The organism is Formosa undariae (genome assembly GCF_042427615.1).
GTDB lineage: Bacteria > Bacteroidota > Bacteroidia > Flavobacteriales > Flavobacteriaceae > Formosa > Formosa undariae.
Window position 1 is genome coordinate 687,005 of the sequence record NZ_JBHMEZ010000012.1, and the last position, 19,825, is coordinate 706,829.

The following is a 19,825-nucleotide window of genomic DNA, read 5'->3' on the forward strand; positions in this document are numbered from 1 at the left end:
TATATCTAATGTTTAAATTCTATGTCTAATATTTGATATAATTAGTACCCAGGGTTCTGAACTAAATTTGGGTTTATTATAATCTCATCGAAAGGTATTGGCATTAAAGCATCACGACTAGCGTCAAATGATTTAGGCCCAGGTCCAACTCCAGATTCTGTAGATACTTCAGATTCTAATCCGTTAGATCCAAATACGTCGTAAGGCGCATTCCACATTTCTCTTCTTGTAATGTCGTACCATCTTTTAAATTCGAAAGCAAGTTCTAATCTACGCTCTTCTAAAACGATAAATCTGAAATCTGATTGAGACGTTCCAGAAACATCTGCAGGAGACGCACTAGCAACAAATCCATTAGTAACTCCACCTCTTCTTGCTCTTTCTCTTACTTGGTTTAAATACCCTTCTGCTTCAGTTGTTTGTCCAATTTCATTACCAGCTTCAGCAGCAATTAATAATACTTCAGCATAACGCATTAAACAATAGTTAGACTTCGCTCCTCTACCATTAGTTTCAGAAACTGGTGCCTTACTTGCCATACGTGTATACTTAGCAATATGCGGACGGTTAACACTTAAAGATGCACCTGATTCTACATAATTTGTATAAGGAATACGAGTTCCTCCTGTTCCATCAGGGTTAGCATTCAGAACCATTGTATCATCAAAAGAAACTGCTCTTCTGTAATCATTCTCATCCCAAGTCGTATATACTTTAAGTGCAGGAACCTGAACAGACCAACCTGCTTCAGAGATTTCTGGTAAGTATTGCGAATCTGATCTACTACCCGTCATTGGTTCTTGGTAATTTCTACCTTGGTCACCATTTGTAATTCCTGTAAAATCTAATACAAATATTGGTTCTAAAGAATTATCAATTTTAACAGCATCGTATAAATCTTGAAAATCTGGTTCTAGATCCAAATTATAAGTTCCTTTTTTATTGATAACATCTTTAGCTTCGTCGTAAGCTAATTGCCAATTCTCTAAAGTTAAATGTACTGAAGCTAAGTAAGCACTTGCTGCCGATTTAGCAGGTAAAGCTCTTGTAGGTTGTGTGTTTGGCAACCATTCTTTAGCATACTCAAAATCTGCTATTATACTTTCATAAACTTCTGAAGCAGGAGTTCTAGGAGCACTAACAGCGTCAATTGTAGCTGTATTTTCATCTATAAAAGGAATATCTCCAAATTGTCTTACTAAATGATAATAAGCTAAACCTCTTGCAAAACGCGCTCTAGCAATTACTTCGTTTTTTGTGCTTTCATCTGTTTCTGTTAAACCAGAACCATATTTAATTCCATCATTTGCAGAACGAATAATTTGGTACACTTTTGGCCAGAAACCATTGTTACCCATAATTAAAGCGTTGTTAGAAGATACGGTAAAGTTATCCATATCTGTTCTTTCAGCATTTCCTGTTCTACCAATAGCAGTCATATCACTTCTAAATTCAAGTGCTTGTGCCATCTCTCTTGATAAAAAGTTTCTATGGTGCATATGAGTGTAAGCTCCAGAAACAAATCCTTCTACCTGAGATAATGTTGGATTAGATAAAAATTCATCAGGCTGCAATTCTGTAATTGGAGTTTCCTCTAAATCGGAACATCCTAATATTGATAGCCCTAATAAGGCTACTATAAACTTATATGTTTTCATATTTGTTTTTTTTTAAAATTTTAAATTAAGACTTAAACTAAAAGATCTAATCGTTGGGTAATTACCAAAGTCATGACCTTGAACAGCATTAGTTGTAGCAGTAGTACTACCTCCAAAATAACTTGCTTCTGGATCTAAACCAGAGTATTTTGTGAAGGTTAATAAGTTTTGACCACTAAAAGCTAATCTTAAGTTATCCATCCCAATTTTTTCAACAATATCTTGGGGGAATGTATACCCTATAGATAAGTTTTTTAATCTTACATAACTTCCGTCTTCAACAAAACGAGAAGAAATTTCTCTATCTCTAGTTTTGTTAGATGGTAAATTAGATGTTGAATTTTCTGGAGTCCATGCATTTAACACATCTGTTAAAGCGTTAGAATCTCCATTATACAACTGCACATTTGTAAGGTTTAATATTTCACCACCATAAGAACCTTGGAAGAAAATATTTAAATCGATATTTTTATATCTAAACGTGTTTGTAAGTCCGAAGTTCCAGTCTGGATTAGGATCTCCAATTATTTGCTCATCATTAGTATCGATAGTACCGTCTCCGTTAACATCTTGGAATAATGGATCTCCAGCTTCTCTGTAAGAACCTTTTAAAGCAGAACCTTCAGGTACATCTCCTCCTTGATAAACACCAGTGTATTCATGTCCCCAGAACATTCCAACAGGCTCACCTTCTCTTAAGATATATGTATCTTTTCCTGAGAAATATCCAGGAGCTGCACCATCAATAATATCTGCACCGTTAAATAAGCTTACAACTTCTGTCTTGTTAGAAGACCAGTTAAAATCTGTACTCCATGTAAAGTCATCTGTAACAATATTTCTTGTACTTAATACAACTTCAAAACCTTTATTGTTAATTTCTCCAACATTTTGGAAAACTCTTAAGTTTGTTGCTCCTGTGTAAGAAGGAATAGTTGATACTTCTAATAAAAGATCTTTAGTGTCTATATTATAATAGTCGAATGAAAAGTTAATTCTATTATTATACATCCCTAAATCTACACCAATGTTTGTTTGGTAAGAAGTTTCCCATACTAAATCAGGATTAGCTTCTTGAGAAACTGAGAAAGAAGGCGCTGCATCTACTTCTGTACCCTCTGTAATAGCTAATAAAGCTAAAGATTGGTAAGGAGAAATTGCTTGGTTACCAGTTAAACCGTAACTCGCTCTTAATTTAAGACTAGAAATTGAGTTGCTATCTTTTAAGAAGTCTTCGTTAGAAATTTTCCAACCTAATGCTCCAGAAGGGAAAATAGCATATTTATTATTTTCAGCAAAGTTAGAAGCTCCATCACGTCTTACTGTACCAGTAATTAAATACTTATCGTCCCAATCGTAATTTAATCTACCAAATTGTGATTGAATTTCAGATTCTGACCATGAAGAAGTAATTTTTCTATTTTGGATCGTACCTGCACCTAAATTATACCAAAGGAAATCATCTGATAATAAATCTTGTGTACTTGCTGCGAATCTTTCGTTAGTTACTTTTTGGTAAGAATATCCTGCTAAAGCAGATAATTGTCCTTTTCCAATTTCAAGATTATAAGATAAATAATTCTCACTTAATATGTTAGTTCTTTTTAAAGTTGCAATACTTGCTCCTCCAGTAGATAATTGGAACGTTTGAGGTTTAAAATATCCAACATTTTCGTTTGTTGTACTAAAACCAAAAGTAGTTTTGAAATTTAAATTTTCTAAGATATCGTAACTTGCATATAAGTTAGATCTAAAAGCATCAGACTTCGTTTCGTTTACGATTTCATTTGCAACTGCGTAAGGGTTTTCAATACCATCCCCTACAGAGTTTTGTGTAAAATTACCGTTAGAATCGTATATCCCTCTATCTGGAGTAAATCTCATTGCAAGAGACACAACGTCGTCTCCACCTCCATTTACACTAGCAATAGCATCTTCTCCTGAAGATTGTGTAGAGATCCCATCTTTAGTACTTCTACTTCCAAAAAGGTTCATACCTAAAGTTAACTTGTCAGTTATTTGAGCATCAACATTGTTTAAAAATGTGAATTTTTCAAATCCAGAATTTACAACAATACCATCTTGAGTGAAATAGTTAATTGAAGAATAAAAGTTTATTTTATCGCTACCTCCAGAAAATGAAGCTTGATTGTTAGAGATATTACCAGTTGTATAAATCTCATCTTGCCAATCTGTATTCTCAGTACCTTGAACATATCCAGGGTTAAAAGACTGCTGATATTCTGCAAATTGATTTGCATCTAACAAGTCTAATCTATTAGATGTATTCTGAATAGAGTACGTTGTATTAATTTCTACACTTAATCTTCCAGATTTACCTTTTTTAGTTGTTACTAAAATAACCCCTCCAGATCCTCTAGATCCGTAGATAGCTGTTGCAGATGCATCCTTTAAAACTTCCATAGAAGCGATATCGTCTGCTTGTGGCATAGATGCCCCAACAAATCCGTCTACTACTATAAGTGGATCACTACTTGCTCCAATAGAAGAATTACCCCTTACTTTAATAGCTATAGGAGCTCCTGGCTCACCTCCGTTATTAGACTGTACAACAACACCTGCCGCACGTCCTTGAAGCGCTTGTTCTGCATTTGATGTTGGATACGCTGTTAACTCGTCTGTTTTAACAGAAGATACAGCTCCAGTAATATCACTCTTTTTACGAGTACCATATCCAACTACAACTACTTCATCAAGTTCACTTGCATCTTCCTGCAATACTACATTAAGATTTGTTTGATCTGTAATTGTAATAGATTGTTTAACATAACCTAAATAAGAAAAATGTAAAACATCACCACGTTTTACATTCAATTGGAAATTTCCATCGAAATCCGTAGCAGCTCCTGTAGTCGTTTTGTCGATCACTACATTTACACCCGGGACGGGCATGTTGCCAGAATCAGTTACAGTACCGGATAACTGATATCCATCCTGTGCAAATAATGATAGATTGAAAATCAATCCTAACATTAAAATTAGTTTAGTTCTTAATTTCATTTGTAATTTGTTTTGGTTAATAAATGAATTATTAATTTTTGGTTTACCAAACTGGCTGTTTACACTGGTTTACCAGTTTGATAGTGCTAATATATGTTATTAAAATGTTAAATGCACAAAAAATTGTAGAAATAATAAAATTTGACCTGAAAAAAAAATAATCAATAATTATACACCTTAATAATTACTATTATACACATTATAGGACAAGTACACTACGTAGTGTGTTGCCATAAACATTAAGAAACCCAACAAATCAAACGTTTTCGAGCAAAAAAAGCATACGTAATTATAAGTAAAATTAGGATAAATTCCCTTCGTATTACAGCAAACTACCCCCTATTTTTGGACAAAAAGGGGCCTATTCTTTTTTGTTTAAAAAAATAAATCATCACTCCTTATACTTCTATACATTAAAGATTTGGGCCTTTTTTGTTAACATTTAACACGGATTTGGGAATACATAATTTCAACACTTAAATCCATAAATAACTTGATATTGTGCTAATTTTTAGTTCGGATAGAGCGGTGTAATACACCAACAAGACGTTTCTTTTTTAATATTTAAAGTATTCGAATTGGGATATATATTTTAAATAATAAATCCACCTCTAATATTTAGTAAATATAAGAGGTGGATTGAGCAGACTTTATAAAATTTGAAGACGTTAAAATAATTAGGGGATATAACGTCTTCGCTTTAAATATTATTATAAATCAAATAATCGTGGTAAAAACATTGATATTTCTGGAATATAACACACCATCATTAATACAATAATCATGATGATTAAAAATGGTATTAAAGGTTTTATCACTTCAGATACCGATATGTTGGCGACTCCACTACCTACAAACAAAATAGTTCCTACAGGCGGTGTACATAAACCAATACATAAATTAAGCACCATTACAATTCCAAAATGAACAGGATCCATACCCAATTCTGTTACCACTGGTAAGAAAATAGGCGTGAATATTAATACTGCTGGCGTGATGTCCATAAACGTTCCTACAATTAGTAGAATGATATTTATAATAAAGAAAATAACAAATGGATTACTAAACTGATTCAGTAAAAAATCGCTCATTAGAGCAGGAATGCTTTCAAAAGAAAACAACCAAGACATCGCCATAGATGTGCAAATTAAAAACATAACAACTGCTGTTGTTTTTGCACTTGTTAGTAAAACATCTGGAAAATCTTTTACATTAATATCCTTATAAACTAAAGCTAAAATGGCTGCGTATAATACGGCAATTACAGAAGCTTCTGTAGCTGTAAAAATACCAGCAACAATTCCACCAACCACAACTACTAATAAAAGTAAGCTAAAAAACGCCTTTTTAAAATAGCCCCAAATTTCGCTAATTGGAGCACGTTCTCCTCTTAAAAAATCTTTTTTAATAGCCACATAAGCAACATACCCCATTATAGCTAACCCTAATAAAATACCAGGAACATATCCTGCGATAAATAAAGCTGCAACAGAAGCCGATCCTCCACTTGCCAAGGCATAAACAATTAAAATATTACTTGGCGGAATTAATAATCCTGTAGTTGAAGACGTAATATTTACCGACGCACTAAACGACCTCGGGTACCCTTCTTCTTCCATACGATCTGTCATAATACTTCCAATTGCAGAGGTTGCAGCAATAGCAGATCCTGAAATGGCACCAAATAACATGGATGCCAATACATTTACATAGGCCAAACCTCCCGGCAAACTTGCAACAATAGACTTTGCAAAATTTATCAATCTGTTAGCTATACCTCCACGCTTCATAATTTCTCCGGCGAGCACAAAAAACGGAATCGCTAGTAATGCAAAACTATCTATCCCCGTAATCATACGTTGGGCAATGGTTGTAATACCTGGTAATCTATCAATATTTAAAAGTAAACTTAAAGTTGTCGAAATACCAATGCTATACGCGACTGGCACTTTTAACATTAATAAAGCGAAAAAAGTTATAAATAAAACGAGAATACTAATTAGTTCTATACTCATAATTAATCGCGAATTTTATTGGTTAATAATCCTGAAATGTGGTACACAGAAAACATCATAATAATTAAACCACTAATTGGTAAAATCATATAAATGTATCCTAGCGGAATTCTTAATGTTCCTGATAACTGATTTAAATGAAGGGTGATGTATACTAAATTAAAACCTCCAATTACCATCACTATTCCTGCAAATAAGAAGACCAGAACCTCTATGGCTACTGATGCTTTTTTCTGAGTTTCAGCAGACCATTTTCTGTATAAAAAGTCCATTGATAAATGTTCGCGTTTTGCATTTAAATACGCTGCTCCTAAAATGGATAACCATATTAATGAAAATCTTGCGAATTCTTCTGTAAACGAAAAAGACATTTTTAAAACATAGCGTGAAAACACTTGCCAAAGCACATCTAAAACTAATAATCCGAAAATAACGACAAGAATTTTTGCCATAGCATTTTCTATCCGTGTAAAAAGGGTATCTATTTTCATATTATTCAACGGCTTTTATTCGGTTTACAAGAGGTGATAATTCTGGGTAATCGGCTTCGAAAGTTTCCATAACAGATTCTGTTTTATCTGCAAATAACGACTTGTCTGGAATGATAATTTCAACACCAGATTCTTTCGCAATTTTCATAGATTCTAAAACCGACAGTCTCCAATATTCTTTTTGTGCTTCAGCTGATGCATCTGCCGCTTCTTGCAACCATTGTTGCTCTTCTGCCGTTAAAGTATCCCACCATTTGGTGCTTATAACCAACACATCTGGAATGGATGAATGTTCATCTAAAGTGTAGTATTTACTCACTTCGTAATGATTAGAAGACACAAACGATGGCGCATTATTTTCTGCACCATCTACAACGCCTTGCTGAATGGCTGTGTATAATTCGCCATACGCCATTGGTGTTGCCGAACCGCCTAAAGCATTGACCATGTTTATAGACATCTGGTCGTTCATAACACGGATTTTTAATCCTTTTAAGTCATCTGGTGTTCTAATTGCTTTTGTTTTAGTATAAAAACTTCTACTTCCCGCATCGTAATAACACAAGCCTCGCAACCAAAAATCACTTCCTTTTTCAAGGATTTCTTTTCCCACAGGACCTTCTAACACACTAAACTTATGTGCCTTGTCTCTAAAAACATAGGGAACGGCTAAAACATTATACTCGGGTACAAAATTAGATAAAGTTGCTGCGCTAACTTTAGCAATAGCAACACTTCCAATTTGAAGTAATTCTAAAACTTCTCGTTCCGATCCCAATTGGGCATCTGGAAAAATCTTAACAACTAATTTCCCATTAGATTTTTCTTCTAACACTTCTTGAAGTTTCTCTATACCCTGATGCACTGGGTGAGACTGCTGTGCATTATGCGATATAAAGAAGGTTTTTACCTCGCTTTTTTGTCTACAAGATTGCAAACAAACTACGCTTAAAATGCATATTAATAATTTTAGTTTCATATTATTTTTTGAAATTAAAATAGTTTACGGCATTATGGTAACAAATATTTTGAACCATAGTTCCCAAAAATTCTATATCGTTTGGCACTAAGCCTTTATTTAAATCCTCTGCAAGAATATCGCATAAAATGCGTCTAAAATATTCATGTCTAGGAAACGACAAGAAGCTTCTACTATCTGTTAACATCCCAACAAAACGACTTAGTAGTCCCATATTAGAAAGCGTATTTAACTGCTTTTCCATCCCATCTTTTTGGTCTAAGAACCACCAACCAGAACCCCATTGCATTTTGCCTGGTGTCCCTCCAGTTTGAAAATTTCCCATCATAGTAGCGAATACTTCGTTTTGCGACGGATTTAAATTATAAGTAATGGTCTTAGCTAATTGATCGGTTGTATTTAAGGTATTAAATAACTTCGACATAAATTCTGCCATCGGAAAATCGCCTATAGAATCGCAACCCGCATCTAAGCCCACTTGCTCCACTAAACGACTATTATTGTTTCGAATGGGTCCTAAATGATATTGCTGAGCCCAATCTAACTTATGATATTGTTTTGCTAAATAAATGAATAAAAACGATCTGTATTTATTGATTTCTAAAGCTGAAAGTGATTCTGAATCTAATCGTTTTTTAAAAATGACTGATGCGTCTTCTAACGTACAATCTTCTATAGACAAAGCTTCACCAACACCAAAATCTGATAATCGGCAACCATTTTCATTGAAATACGTTAGTCTGGAATCAATCGCTGCAATAAATTCCGAAAAATTAGTGATCTCCGTTTTTGAAGCTATTTCTAACTTTTTCAAATATCCAGAAAACTTATCCTGACCAATAAAGAATAATTCATCTGCTCTAAACGTCGGGTAGACTTTCGTAAAAAAATCGGCTTTAGCAATTTGTTTATGATACGCTAAATCGTCTGTAGGATCGTCTGTTGTACACACTACCTCCACATTCATTTGCTCTAAAAGTTGAGCCGGTGTTTTATCTACTAGAATTTTATTTGCTTGCTCGTAAATGGTTTCAGCAGTACTAGGTTGCAACACCAAATCGATATCGAAATAGCGTTTTAATTCTAGATGTGTCCAATGAAACAACGGGTTCCTTAAGGTATAAGGCACCGTTTCTGCCCATTTTTTAAACTTATCTGCTTTTGAAGCTGATCCTGTAATAAAATCCTCATCGATACCATTTGCTCGCATACCGCGCCATTTGTAATGGTCGCCTTGCAACCAAGCATCGGTAAGGTTTTCAATAGGTTTATCTTCAGTAATTTGTTTAGCCGATAAATGATTGTGATAATCAATAATCGGCATATCTTTAGCATAGTCGTGATATAATACCTCGGCTGCTTTAGAGTTCAGTAAAAAATTATCTTTAATAAATCCTTCAGAATCAATTGGCTTCATTTTAAATACTTTTAGAGATTCCAAATTCTAGTCCACGTAATTCCGCAAGCCCTCTTAAACGTCCAATTCCTGAATAGCCTGGATTTGTTTTCTTATTTAAATCATCTAACATCTGGTGACCATGATCAGGACGCATTGGAATGTTCCAGTCCTTTTTGCCTTCAGCTTTACGTCTACGTTCTTCTAAAACAATGGCTTTTACCACATCATACATGGGTACATCGCCTTCTAAATGATTGGCTTCATGGAAATTTCCAGCAGCATCACGCTCGGTACTTCTTAAATGAATAAAATGAGCTCGGTCTGCAAAACGTTTAAAAATCTGAACCAAATCGTTAGATGCAATAACACCTAATGAACCGGTACAAAATGTAATTCCGTTAGCTCTATTTGGAACTTGCTCGAACAAATAGGCATAATCTGCTTCGGTACTTACCACACGTGGAAGTCCTAAAATCGGAAATGGTGGATCGTCTGGATGGATACACATAAGCACTTCATTTTGTGAAGCAATAGGAATAATTTCCTTTAAAAAAGCCACTAAATTTGCCTTTAATGCATGGGCATCGACATCTGCATACGTATCTAAAACCGTTTGGAACTGCTCTAACGTATAGCCTTCTTCTGCACCTGGTAATCCTGCAATAATATTGTTTACCAACTGTGTTTTGTCGGCTTCCGTCATGGCTTCAAAATAACGTTTTGCTGTGTCTTTCTCTGTTTCAGTATATGTAGATTCTGCACCTGGACGTTTCAATAAAAACAATTCGAACGCAGCAAAAGCAGCCGCATCAAAACGTAAGGCACGAGAGCCATCGGCTACTTCGTAACTTAAATCGGTACGCGTCCAATCTAATACAGGCATAAAATTATAACATACGATGTGGATGCCACAAGCTGCTAAATTTTGAATACTCTGCTTATAATTTTCAATATAGTTCTGAAATTCTCCAGAACGGGTTTTTATCGTTTCATGAACAGGAATACTTTCTACCACACTCCATGTTAATCCTGCCTGTTCAATAGTTTTTTTACGTTCTAAAATATCTGCTGTATTCCAAACGGTACCGTTAGGAATGTGATGCAATGCCGATACAATTCCTGTTGCACCTGCTTGTTTTATATCTGCTAAGGTTACCGGATCTTTTGGTCCGTACCATCTCCATGTTTGTTCCATACTATTACTAAATATTAATTTTTAAACACCACTATATGCACTAAATCCACCATCGATTGGAATAACAACACCTGTTACAAACGAAGACGCATCATCGCATAAATATAATGTTGTACTAATTAAATCTTCTGGCACACCATAACGTCCCATTGGCGTTTGGTCTATAATTTGTTGTCCGCGTTGCGTTAAACTACCATCGGTATTTGTTAATAAGGTTCTATTTTGATCGGTTAGGAAAAATCCTGGAGCAAGTGCATTTACACGGATTCCAACTTTAGAAAAATGAACTGAAAGCCATTGTGTGAAGTTTGAAACCGCTGCTTTGGCGCCACTATACGCAGGTATTTTTGTTAATGGTGTAAAGGCATTCATTGAAGAAATATTTAAAACACTACACCCCTTTTTACCAATCATATCTTTTGCAAAGACTTGGGTTGGTAATAATGTTCCAATAAAGTTCAAGTTAAAAACAAACTCAATGCCTTTAGTATCTAGATCGAAAAATGTTTTAAATCCTTCTGTTGTATTTTTTAAATCTTCTTCCTCTAAAAACGGATTAGAAGTTGTACCAAGCGGATGGTTTCCTCCGGCTCCATTTACTAAAATATCGACACTTCCGTAAGCCGCATTAATTTTAGATTTAGCGTCTTCCAAAGATGCTTTTTCTAAAACATTCGCAACAACACCCATCGCTGTTCCTCCCGCTGCTTCAATCTCTTTAGCAACTTGTTCTGCTGCTTCTATTTTTAAATCTAATACAGCAATTTTATGCCCTTGTTCTGCCAATGCTTTTGCGAGTGTACTACATAAAACACCTCCGGCTCCTGTTAAAACGACTACTTTACTCATATATGGATTTTATTTATTTAAATTAATTTTCGTGTTCGCACACGCAAATATAAATAATTTTTAGTGTGCGCCCACGAAAAACACCAATTATTTATAATAAAATGCTTTAATTTGTATTTTCAAATTAATGAACACCAACAAAAAGGCATGATTAGAATAAAGGATATTGCAAAAGAAGCTAATGTTTCTGAAGGCACAGTAGACCGTGTTTTACACAACCGAGGTGGTGTTTCATCTAAAACGGAAGCCAAAATACGTAAGATTTTAGAACGCAGAAATTACAGTATTAATCCTGTTGCGAGTGCTTTAGCAATGAAAAACAAACACAATATTGCGGTTTTAATTCCGGAATATAATGAAACAGATTCCTTTTGGAAATCCCCTTATTTGGGTGTTTTAAAAGCGAGTGATGAAGTTAAGAACATTGGAATACAGGTAAATTATTTCAAGTTTAACCAATACGCCCCCACCTCCTATCTTGAATCTTTTGAAGCACTTTTAAAAACCCAACCCACAGCAGTAATTTTCGCTCCCACGTTTCTAAACGAAACACAAAAAATAGCGAAACAATTAGAAGCTGTTGATATACCATATCTATTTCTAAATATCGATATTGAAGGTTTTAACAACCTAACTTACATCGGTCAGGATTCTTATACCTCTGGATATATTGCAGGAAAGTTGATGCATTTGGGAATGGAAAAAGATTCTAAAATATTAATTATTCAATCGCGAGAAAACTCTGGCGACAATAATGCGATTTCTAAACGTATACATGGTTTTAACGATTTTTTTAAAGACCATACTCCGGATACTACACCTGTAAATTTGAAGATTGAAAATTTAAACGATATCTCAAAAACCCAACAAAATATTAAAACGTGTTTAGATTCACATGAATTAATTACAGGCATCTTTATTCCTTCTAGTAGAACTTCTGTTATAGTAGACTGCTTAAATCAAACTGATTATAAGGGATTTAAAATTATTGGTTTCGATAATACACCGCAAAATGTAGACTGTCTTAAGAATGATGATATGTCCTTTTTAATATCTCAGAAGCCCTTTGAACAAGGCTACGAATCCATCCGAGTAATGTCCGATTATTTACTAAAATCGAAAGTACCAAATGATAAAGTTTATCTGCCTATAGATATTCTGATTAAAGAAAATGTAGTGTATAACGACATGAATCAGTTGATGTTTGAGAATGCGATTTCTGAGTCTTAATTTTTAAATTTACTTCAAAAAAATAATCAGACAACAAACGATTTTCACATCGTAAGTCATTTTATTATTTTCTAACATTTTATTAAAAATCACGAGTTACGTTCTATTTTAAATCTAGATTTCGTTTTCTCGTTAAAGCTTCTAAAAAGTAATAATCTGCATACACAATAGGTTCATCTATTTCATCATTTTTAGGCCAATTTCCTGTGCTATGATCTAAAATAAATGGTCCGTTCACTGTCTCTTTTAAAAGATAGGCTTCAGAATTTAATGTATCTAAAACAATCGTTGCAAAATCCAGATACGTCTTGTTATGCGTATAGGTATATAATTCGAACAAAGCCGATGTAACTATAGCTGCTGCAGAAGCATCTCGTGCCGCATTTGGAATCTCTGGATCGTTAAAATCCCAATACGGCACACCATCTTTGGGAAGGTTTTCATGTTCCATATAAAACTTTGTAGTTGCTTCTACCTGCGCTAAATATTTCGGATCTTTAGTGTATCTATAACTCATAGTATAGCCATAAATAGCCCATGCCTGTCCACGTGCCCAAGTAGAGTTTCGATTAAAACCCTGATGCGTGTCTTTCGTTTTCACAACACCAGAAATCGTATCGTAATTAACAACATGAAACACACTGTGATCTGCTCTAAATTGATGTTTTAAGGTTGTATTAGCATGTTGTACCGCAATGTTATGATATATACTATCGCCCGAAATTTTCGTCGCTTCAAATAACAATTCTAAATTCATCATGTTGTCGATAATAACTGGAAAATCCCAAACATCTTTTTTAAAATCCCAAGAACGAATAGATTTCACGGAATCATTATAGCGCGTAATTAATGTCTTAGCACTTTCTACAATAACATCTTTGTAATATTGATTATTGGGATCTTGTTTTAAACCTTCTCCAAAACTGCAATATATTTTAAACCCCATATCGTGAGTTCTGTCATTCTCCTTTTGGTCCTCCACTAAAACCGTCCAAGCTTCAGCCTTCGTTTTATAAGTACTATCTCCGGTAAGCTTATGGATTAACCACAAGTTACCTGCAAAAAAACCACTGGTCCAATCTCTTGAGGGCTCGGTACGAACCTCTTCTGGATTAAGCGACATGCCTTTAGGAAAATTATCGGCCACTACGGGATAATCTACTAGTTTTTGAAACCTATTCTCTAAAGCCGAATTAAATCTAACCTCAACTTTTTCTTCACTGCTTTTAGCATCAGACTTGCACCCCGTGTTTAGGAAAGCAAGCGTTAAGACTAAAAAGAAACAACATAATTTATTCATAAACTATTGAATTTAGTAACCTGGATTATGAGGTTATATCTTTGATTATTTAACTAATATAAATAAGGTTTAGACGAATTACAAAAATCAAGATATTAAAATAATTTTCTAACTAGAAATTATAGCACTTTTTATTGGGATATAAATATGCATGGAGTCATTTTATGAAAGCACTTCAATTTAGTACATCCAAATTCTAATTGAAAACGAACAACTCCTAATTTAGCTGTTCCAAATACTCTTTCATCGAGATAAAAAACCAGGTATGGTTGTAATTTAGTCTTTAATATGAGCTAATTATAATTATGAAATTTACATTATGCCTTTTAAATAAGATCATCCTTTTACTTTGCCTTAGTTGCCTTAAAAACGCTCATGCGCAATTAGGATTTTGCACAGGAAACTCTGGAGACCCTATTTTTAATGAAACTTTTGGAACAGGTAGCAATTTTGGTAATTTCCCTGTTGGCAGTAGCAGTAATTACAATCATATTTACGGACAACCTCAAAATGGAGATTACACTATTTCTTCATCAATTTACGGTTGGTTTAATTGGTTTAATATTGCAGATCATACACCAAACGATACGGATGGCAGAATGTTAATTGTAAATGCGGGAAGATCGCCGGGAGAGTTTTTTAAAATATCTGTTTCTGGACTTTGTGAAAATACGAACTATGAATTTTCGTCTTGGCTAATTAATTTGTTGCCCGCTAGCTATTCAGATTGTGGTTATGGGGCGGGACCAAAACCCATAAATGTAAGTTTCGAAATTTGGGATAGTAATAATAAGATCAAAATTAAAAGTGGAAATACAGGAAATATTTACGGATCTTCTAAACCCAATTGGGAGCAATATGCACTACTATTTAAAACAAGACCAGGGCAAACCTCAGTCATATTAAAAATTAGAAATAATGGTGTTGGTGGCTGCGGAAACGACTTAGCTTTAGACGACATTGTATTTAAACCTTGCGGAGATCTTGTAATTATAGAAAACCCATCTAAACAACAAAGTATTGCATTACCTAACACTGATTTACCTTACACAACAAAGCTCTCTGCGAAACCAGATTATTCGGTATTTTCATCACATGCATATCAATGGCAATACAGTACAGATACGATTAATTGGATAGATATTCAGGATGAAACAAACCAAACTTATAACACCGCACCTATACATAAAACAAGTTATTATAGAGTAAAAGTTGCAGAAACAGCAAATAACCTACTAAACTCACTATGCCACTCGAATTCTGAATATTTTGAAGTCAAAATTGTAGCTTCTAAAACGCCAATTAAAAAACTTAAAATCAACAGAAAACCGCAATCCAAAGTAAAAAAAGAACAAGACCCCAAACTCATAGCCTTAACTATCGCAAAACCTCTAGCAGCACAAAAACAAATAACCATAAAAAAATCACCAAGCACTGGACGCCCTGTTAATACTTACAAAACCATAATTATTGTAAAAAACGGACTTAAAATTATTACCAAGAAAATATGGTATGTTAGCGCCGTTGGTAAGTTTGTACAAACAGGAGAAGAAATCACGAAACAAGGCAACGTAAACGGTATTACTATTGTGGACGAGACCATATATTATAAATCTGTTCACGGCTACAATTCCATAAAAAGGCGATATACAACAAAAACTGTTAAGGTTAAAAATGAATAATCTTTCTAACTTTAAATACACGTTTAAGGCTTACTCTAGTATTTCTTTAATTTTCTGTTCTAATGCTTCTCCCCTTAAATCTCGGCTAATTAAAGTACCATGTTGGTCGATTAAATAATTACTAGGAAGTACGTTTATGCCATAAATCATTGCGCCTTCGTTTTTCCATGATTTCAAATCACTTACATTGGTATAATGAAGATTGTCTTCTTCTATGGCTTCTAACCAATGTGCTTTATCCTGATCTAGAGACACCTGAAAAATCTCGAATCCCAAGGCATTAAATTCATCGTAATAGTTAACCAGATTTTTATTATCGGTTCTACACGGTCCACACCAACTTGCCCAAAATTCTAAAAGGATTAATTTTCCTTTAAGTTCTGAAAGTTTTTTCTTTTGACCATACCGATCGGTACTTTCAAAATCCACATAGTGTTCGCCAATTTTCGGATTTTGATAAGAGGCAATATATTTACGGATTTCTTCACCGTAGATGGAGTTTTTAATGTTGTCTGAAAACGGATTATATAATGCTTCGGTATGTTCTTTTTCCCAAGAGATATACCATTCTGATAGCACGTATGCGCCTAAAATATGATCAGAATTACTTTTTACAAAATCCGTAAGTATGTTTTTACCTTCCTCTCTTGTAAGCGTGTCCACTGCTTTATATAGCTTCGTATATGTTGTTTCAGAATCGGAGCCAAGAATTTCTGCATCTCCAAAATTCACGTCTGAAGCATTAAATATCATGGATTTATTTTCTATCCAAAAATCATTAAACAGAGCTTTATCCGGGCTTTTTAAAACACCTAGAAATGGGAAATTAGTTAATCGAGAATTGAAATAAAATTGATTATCCTGAACGTTCACAGAATCTATTACGTTTTCTGTAGCAGCATCTATTAGGTACAAAACGGTTCCGTTTTTCAGGGCATTAGTCGTTCCTTTTAATGAGAATTCAGGCTTTGGTTCTTGATTACAAGATGTAAACATTATTAAGATAAAAAATGTAATGACTTTCATGGGTTCCGTTCTTAAGGATTCTACGACACTATTATCTAATCATTATATTATTTCCTGCTCTAGATTCATCAGCATTTTCTAAAAGTAAAAGCGTCCTTTTAAAACTTAGCTTCGATTGCGCTCAGCCTAACATTTTTATTATTGATTCAATTAAAAATAAGCAATTCGCTATCGCGCTCTATAATTTAATTATCGTCCAATAATTATGTTATTCCCGCCCCTAGACTCTCCTGCTTTTCCAAGGGTATTAAACTTCCAACTAAAGCCTATCATAAAATATTGTTGCAATACAGTACTCTGACTATCCTCTACATAATTTTCGTTAATTAGACGTCTAGAATTATTATTTTGATTCAACAAATCGTAAGCTTTTAGCGTTACAGATCCCTGATCTTTTAAGACAGAATAAGATAAGGTAGAATTCCAAAACCAGGCACTTTTTTCGAAACCATCTGCTATATTGGGATTATAATTGTAATTTATAACATTGCTCCATTCTAATTTTTTACCGATATAATTCCTAGAATTAAGATACAATCGATGTTCTGTGTATTCTTGTGTATTAAATACATTTGTATCAAAGGTATTATGGGTAAAAAGTATATTATAATAGGCGCTCAATTCCGCAACCTCTTTCCATAAAAATCTTAAACCTAAATTTGGCCTTATAGATTTTCTTAACGATGCATATTGCACATCATTAGTAAAGTTTATGTATCTGTTTATTGAATTCCCTACACCTACATTTAAATTAAGCGTTATTAAACTATCTATTTTAACCTTCTTATTAAAACCTGCGTCTATGTAAAACCTATAATTTCCATCTACATTTTCGTACGTAGTTACCTTTTCTAAATTTTCATTAATACTTGTTTTAGAAATTACCGCATCGTTTATAATACTTGTGTAGGTATATAAATTAAAACCAATTCCTTTTTGAAAATTATTTTTATTAAAGTAGATATTGAAATTATGACTATCTGTCGGACTTAAATCGGGGTTACCAACTACAATATCTAAGGGATCTGTAACGTCTACAAAAGTTTGTAATTGTTTAAGTGATGGCGCTTCGTTTCTCAAATCGTAACGCAAGTCTAATCGAGTTTTAGGACCGTTATACCTTAAGTTATAATTTAATGCTATTGCATTAAATTTACGTTTTAAATCGAATTCTGGACGTAAAGCATCTTTATTTTCGAGTGTTCTAAATATAAAATCTGTTTTTAAAGACGTGTTCCATTTTTCCTTTTTATACTTCAAGGCTGCAGTTGGCGTACTGGTAATATTAGAATACTCATAATCTGAATTAAACGCCGTATTTGTGGTAGGCTTATAATCTAGGGTATCCTCGTTAAAATCGAAAGACATCCTTGTGTTTAATAAGGTATTATCTCGGTAACCGTACCCCAAATCTAAAAATAATGCTTTATCCATTAACGGTAATCGGTAAGCCACAGCAGCAATAAAGGTTTTGTTTGAATTATCGGTTTCTCGCAACTGATTAAGCTCGGTAGTTTCAGGCGAATCTCCTAGTATATTCACCTCATTCTCTAACTTATTTTCATCATCGGTTTGAATGGTTCTATAAAACACATCTAGCTTTAAAAACGACCCTTTTTTCCCTAATAGCTTAGTAATATTTGTATTGTTCTGAAATTCGGACTCATTACTTTCAGTGAACGACTGGCTAGAAGAATTATTAATAAGTTCACCAAATTCGCTATACGAGTTTTGATTCTCTTGATACCCATTGGTGCGCTTTATTTTTCTTACTTGTGGCTTAAAGGTTATTAATAAAGTCGAATCTATTTTAAATTTAATATTAGAATCGATACCATGTTGATCGGCATTTTGTACCGATTTTGAATACTTACTTGTAAAAAACCTGCTATCCGGTAAAATATTCTCACGTTCCGAAAACGTTTCATTTTCATTATCTGTATTAGAACCAAAATAACTGGCTGAAGCTTCTGCTACTTCTCCCCAATCATCGACATAATTAAATCCATAATTTCTAGATGTTATAATGCCATCGACTCCATAATTAAAAATCTGACTACTATTATCGTACGACGCTCTACCTCCAAACATTTTATTTATTTCTCCATAACTAAAACCAGGTTCGTTAATATTATTAGTTCCCACTAAAGCACTTATTCGCAAATCGTCGTTAAATTTATTGTACATCCCAGCTAGTTGGTAACGCTCATCTGTACCTCCTCCGGCTGCTAAACGCCCAAAAACACCTTTGTTATTTTCCTTTTTAATAACTAAGTTTACGGTTTTATTTTCGCTATCTCCCGCTTCTCCTGTAAAGGCTTCATCGTCTGTTTTGGTATCCGAAACCTGAATTTTTTCAATAATCTCTTTACTTAAATTACGCGTTGCAATTGTAGGATCGTCGCCAAAAAAGGGTTTCCCGTTTACTAAAACTTGATTAACCGATTTCCCATTAATTTTTATCTTACCATCGGGATCGACTTCTACACCAGGTAATTCCTTTAGTAAGTCTTCTATATTTGCATCTTTTTTAGTTTTAAAAGACTTCACATTAAACTCTAAGGTATCCTGTTTTATGGTTACAGGCGCTTGAGATTTTATTAAAACTTCCTCCAGTGTTGCTGTGTTTTCGTAAAGTTTAATGGTTCCTAGAGCTATTTCAGGCTTATCTAACTTAATTTTTGTCTTATAAGTTTTATAGCCAATAAAGGAAATATACAAATCGACCTGCTTATCACTTGTTTTATTTTCTAAGGTAAAGGCCCCTTTATTGTTCGAAATGGTATACGTTATTAAAGAGCTATCTTTTTCGCGCTGCAAGTACACGGTAGCAGCTTCTAGCGGCATGTTATCGGCTTCGGAAGTTAATATTCCGGAGATTTCGAAGGCTTGCTGTTGCGCATAAGTTACACTTACAAAACAGAAGATTAATAGAAGTAGTATTTTTTTCATGCGATAGTAATTCGTTAATTGTTATTAT

At 34.0% G+C, this 19,825-nt stretch carries 13 protein-coding genes; 2 read left to right on the top strand and 11 right to left on the bottom strand.

The window, feature by feature from the left end:
• Positions 1-41: 41 nt before the first annotated feature.
• The 8 genes from ACFFVB_RS13955 to ACFFVB_RS13990 form a co-directional block, all read right to left on the bottom strand.
• A complete protein-coding gene (locus ACFFVB_RS13955; protein ID WP_382383651.1) occupies positions 42-1,658 on the bottom strand; it encodes a RagB/SusD family nutrient uptake outer membrane protein in 1,617 nt (538 codons plus the stop codon).
• Between the two features lie 12 nt (positions 1,659-1,670).
• Positions 1,671-4,679 (bottom strand): SusC/RagA family TonB-linked outer membrane protein, encoded by a 3,009-nt coding sequence (locus ACFFVB_RS13960; protein WP_382383653.1) that lies wholly within the window; start codon positions 4,677-4,679, stop codon positions 1,671-1,673.
• A gap of 710 nt (positions 4,680-5,389) precedes the next feature.
• Positions 5,390-6,694, bottom strand: a complete 1,305-nt coding sequence (locus ACFFVB_RS13965) for a TRAP transporter large permease (protein WP_382383654.1) — start codon at positions 6,692-6,694, stop codon at positions 5,390-5,392.
• 2 nt (positions 6,695-6,696) lie between these two features.
• Complete coding sequence (locus tag ACFFVB_RS13970) at positions 6,697-7,185, bottom strand: TRAP transporter small permease (protein ID WP_382383656.1); 489 nt, start codon at positions 7,183-7,185, stop codon at positions 6,697-6,699.
• A 1-nt stretch (position 7,186) separates the two neighbouring features.
• A complete protein-coding gene (locus ACFFVB_RS13975) occupies positions 7,187-8,164 on the bottom strand; it encodes a TRAP transporter substrate-binding protein (protein ID WP_382383658.1) in 978 nt (325 codons plus the stop codon).
• A 1-nt stretch (position 8,165) separates the two neighbouring features.
• On the bottom strand, positions 8,166-9,581 hold the full coding sequence (uxaC, locus tag ACFFVB_RS13980) for a glucuronate isomerase (RefSeq protein WP_382383660.1): 1,416 nt from the start codon (positions 9,579-9,581) through the stop codon (positions 8,166-8,168).
• A 1-nt stretch (position 9,582) separates the two neighbouring features.
• Positions 9,583-10,758, bottom strand: a complete 1,176-nt coding sequence (gene uxuA, locus ACFFVB_RS13985; protein WP_382383662.1) for a mannonate dehydratase — start codon at positions 10,756-10,758, stop codon at positions 9,583-9,585.
• Positions 10,759-10,779: 21 nt separating this feature from the next.
• Positions 10,780-11,607 (bottom strand): SDR family oxidoreductase, encoded by an 828-nt coding sequence (locus tag ACFFVB_RS13990; RefSeq protein ID WP_382383664.1) that lies wholly within the window; start codon positions 11,605-11,607, stop codon positions 10,780-10,782.
• Positions 11,608-11,754: 147 nt separating this feature from the next.
• Here ACFFVB_RS13990 and ACFFVB_RS13995 point away from each other — a divergent pair, with 147 nt between their 5' ends.
• Positions 11,755-12,837: a substrate-binding domain-containing protein gene (locus ACFFVB_RS13995; protein WP_382383665.1), complete on the top strand. Its 1,083-nt coding sequence runs from the start codon at positions 11,755-11,757 to the stop codon at positions 12,835-12,837.
• A gap of 103 nt (positions 12,838-12,940) precedes the next feature.
• Here the strand turns inward: ACFFVB_RS13995 and ACFFVB_RS14000 are convergent, their stop codons facing one another.
• Positions 12,941-14,137, bottom strand: a complete 1,197-nt coding sequence (locus ACFFVB_RS14000; RefSeq protein ID WP_382383666.1) for a glucuronyl hydrolase — start codon at positions 14,135-14,137, stop codon at positions 12,941-12,943.
• A 305-nt stretch (positions 14,138-14,442) separates the two neighbouring features.
• Between ACFFVB_RS14000 and ACFFVB_RS14005 the strand changes: the two genes are divergently transcribed.
• Positions 14,443-15,819: a DUF8696 domain-containing protein gene (locus tag ACFFVB_RS14005; RefSeq protein WP_382383667.1), complete on the top strand. Its 1,377-nt coding sequence runs from the start codon at positions 14,443-14,445 to the stop codon at positions 15,817-15,819.
• Between the two features lie 30 nt (positions 15,820-15,849).
• Here the strand turns inward: ACFFVB_RS14005 and ACFFVB_RS14010 are convergent, their stop codons facing one another.
• Together ACFFVB_RS14010 and ACFFVB_RS14015 are read right to left on the bottom strand one after the other, a co-directional pair.
• Entirely contained in the window at positions 15,850-16,845 is a 996-nt protein-coding gene (locus ACFFVB_RS14010; protein ID WP_382383669.1) for a redoxin domain-containing protein, read from the bottom strand.
• A 189-nt stretch (positions 16,846-17,034) separates the two neighbouring features.
• Positions 17,035-19,797, bottom strand: coding sequence for an outer membrane beta-barrel protein (locus tag ACFFVB_RS14015; protein WP_382383671.1), 2,763 nt, complete (start codon positions 19,795-19,797; stop codon positions 17,035-17,037).
• Positions 19,798-19,825: the final 28 nt, after the last annotated feature.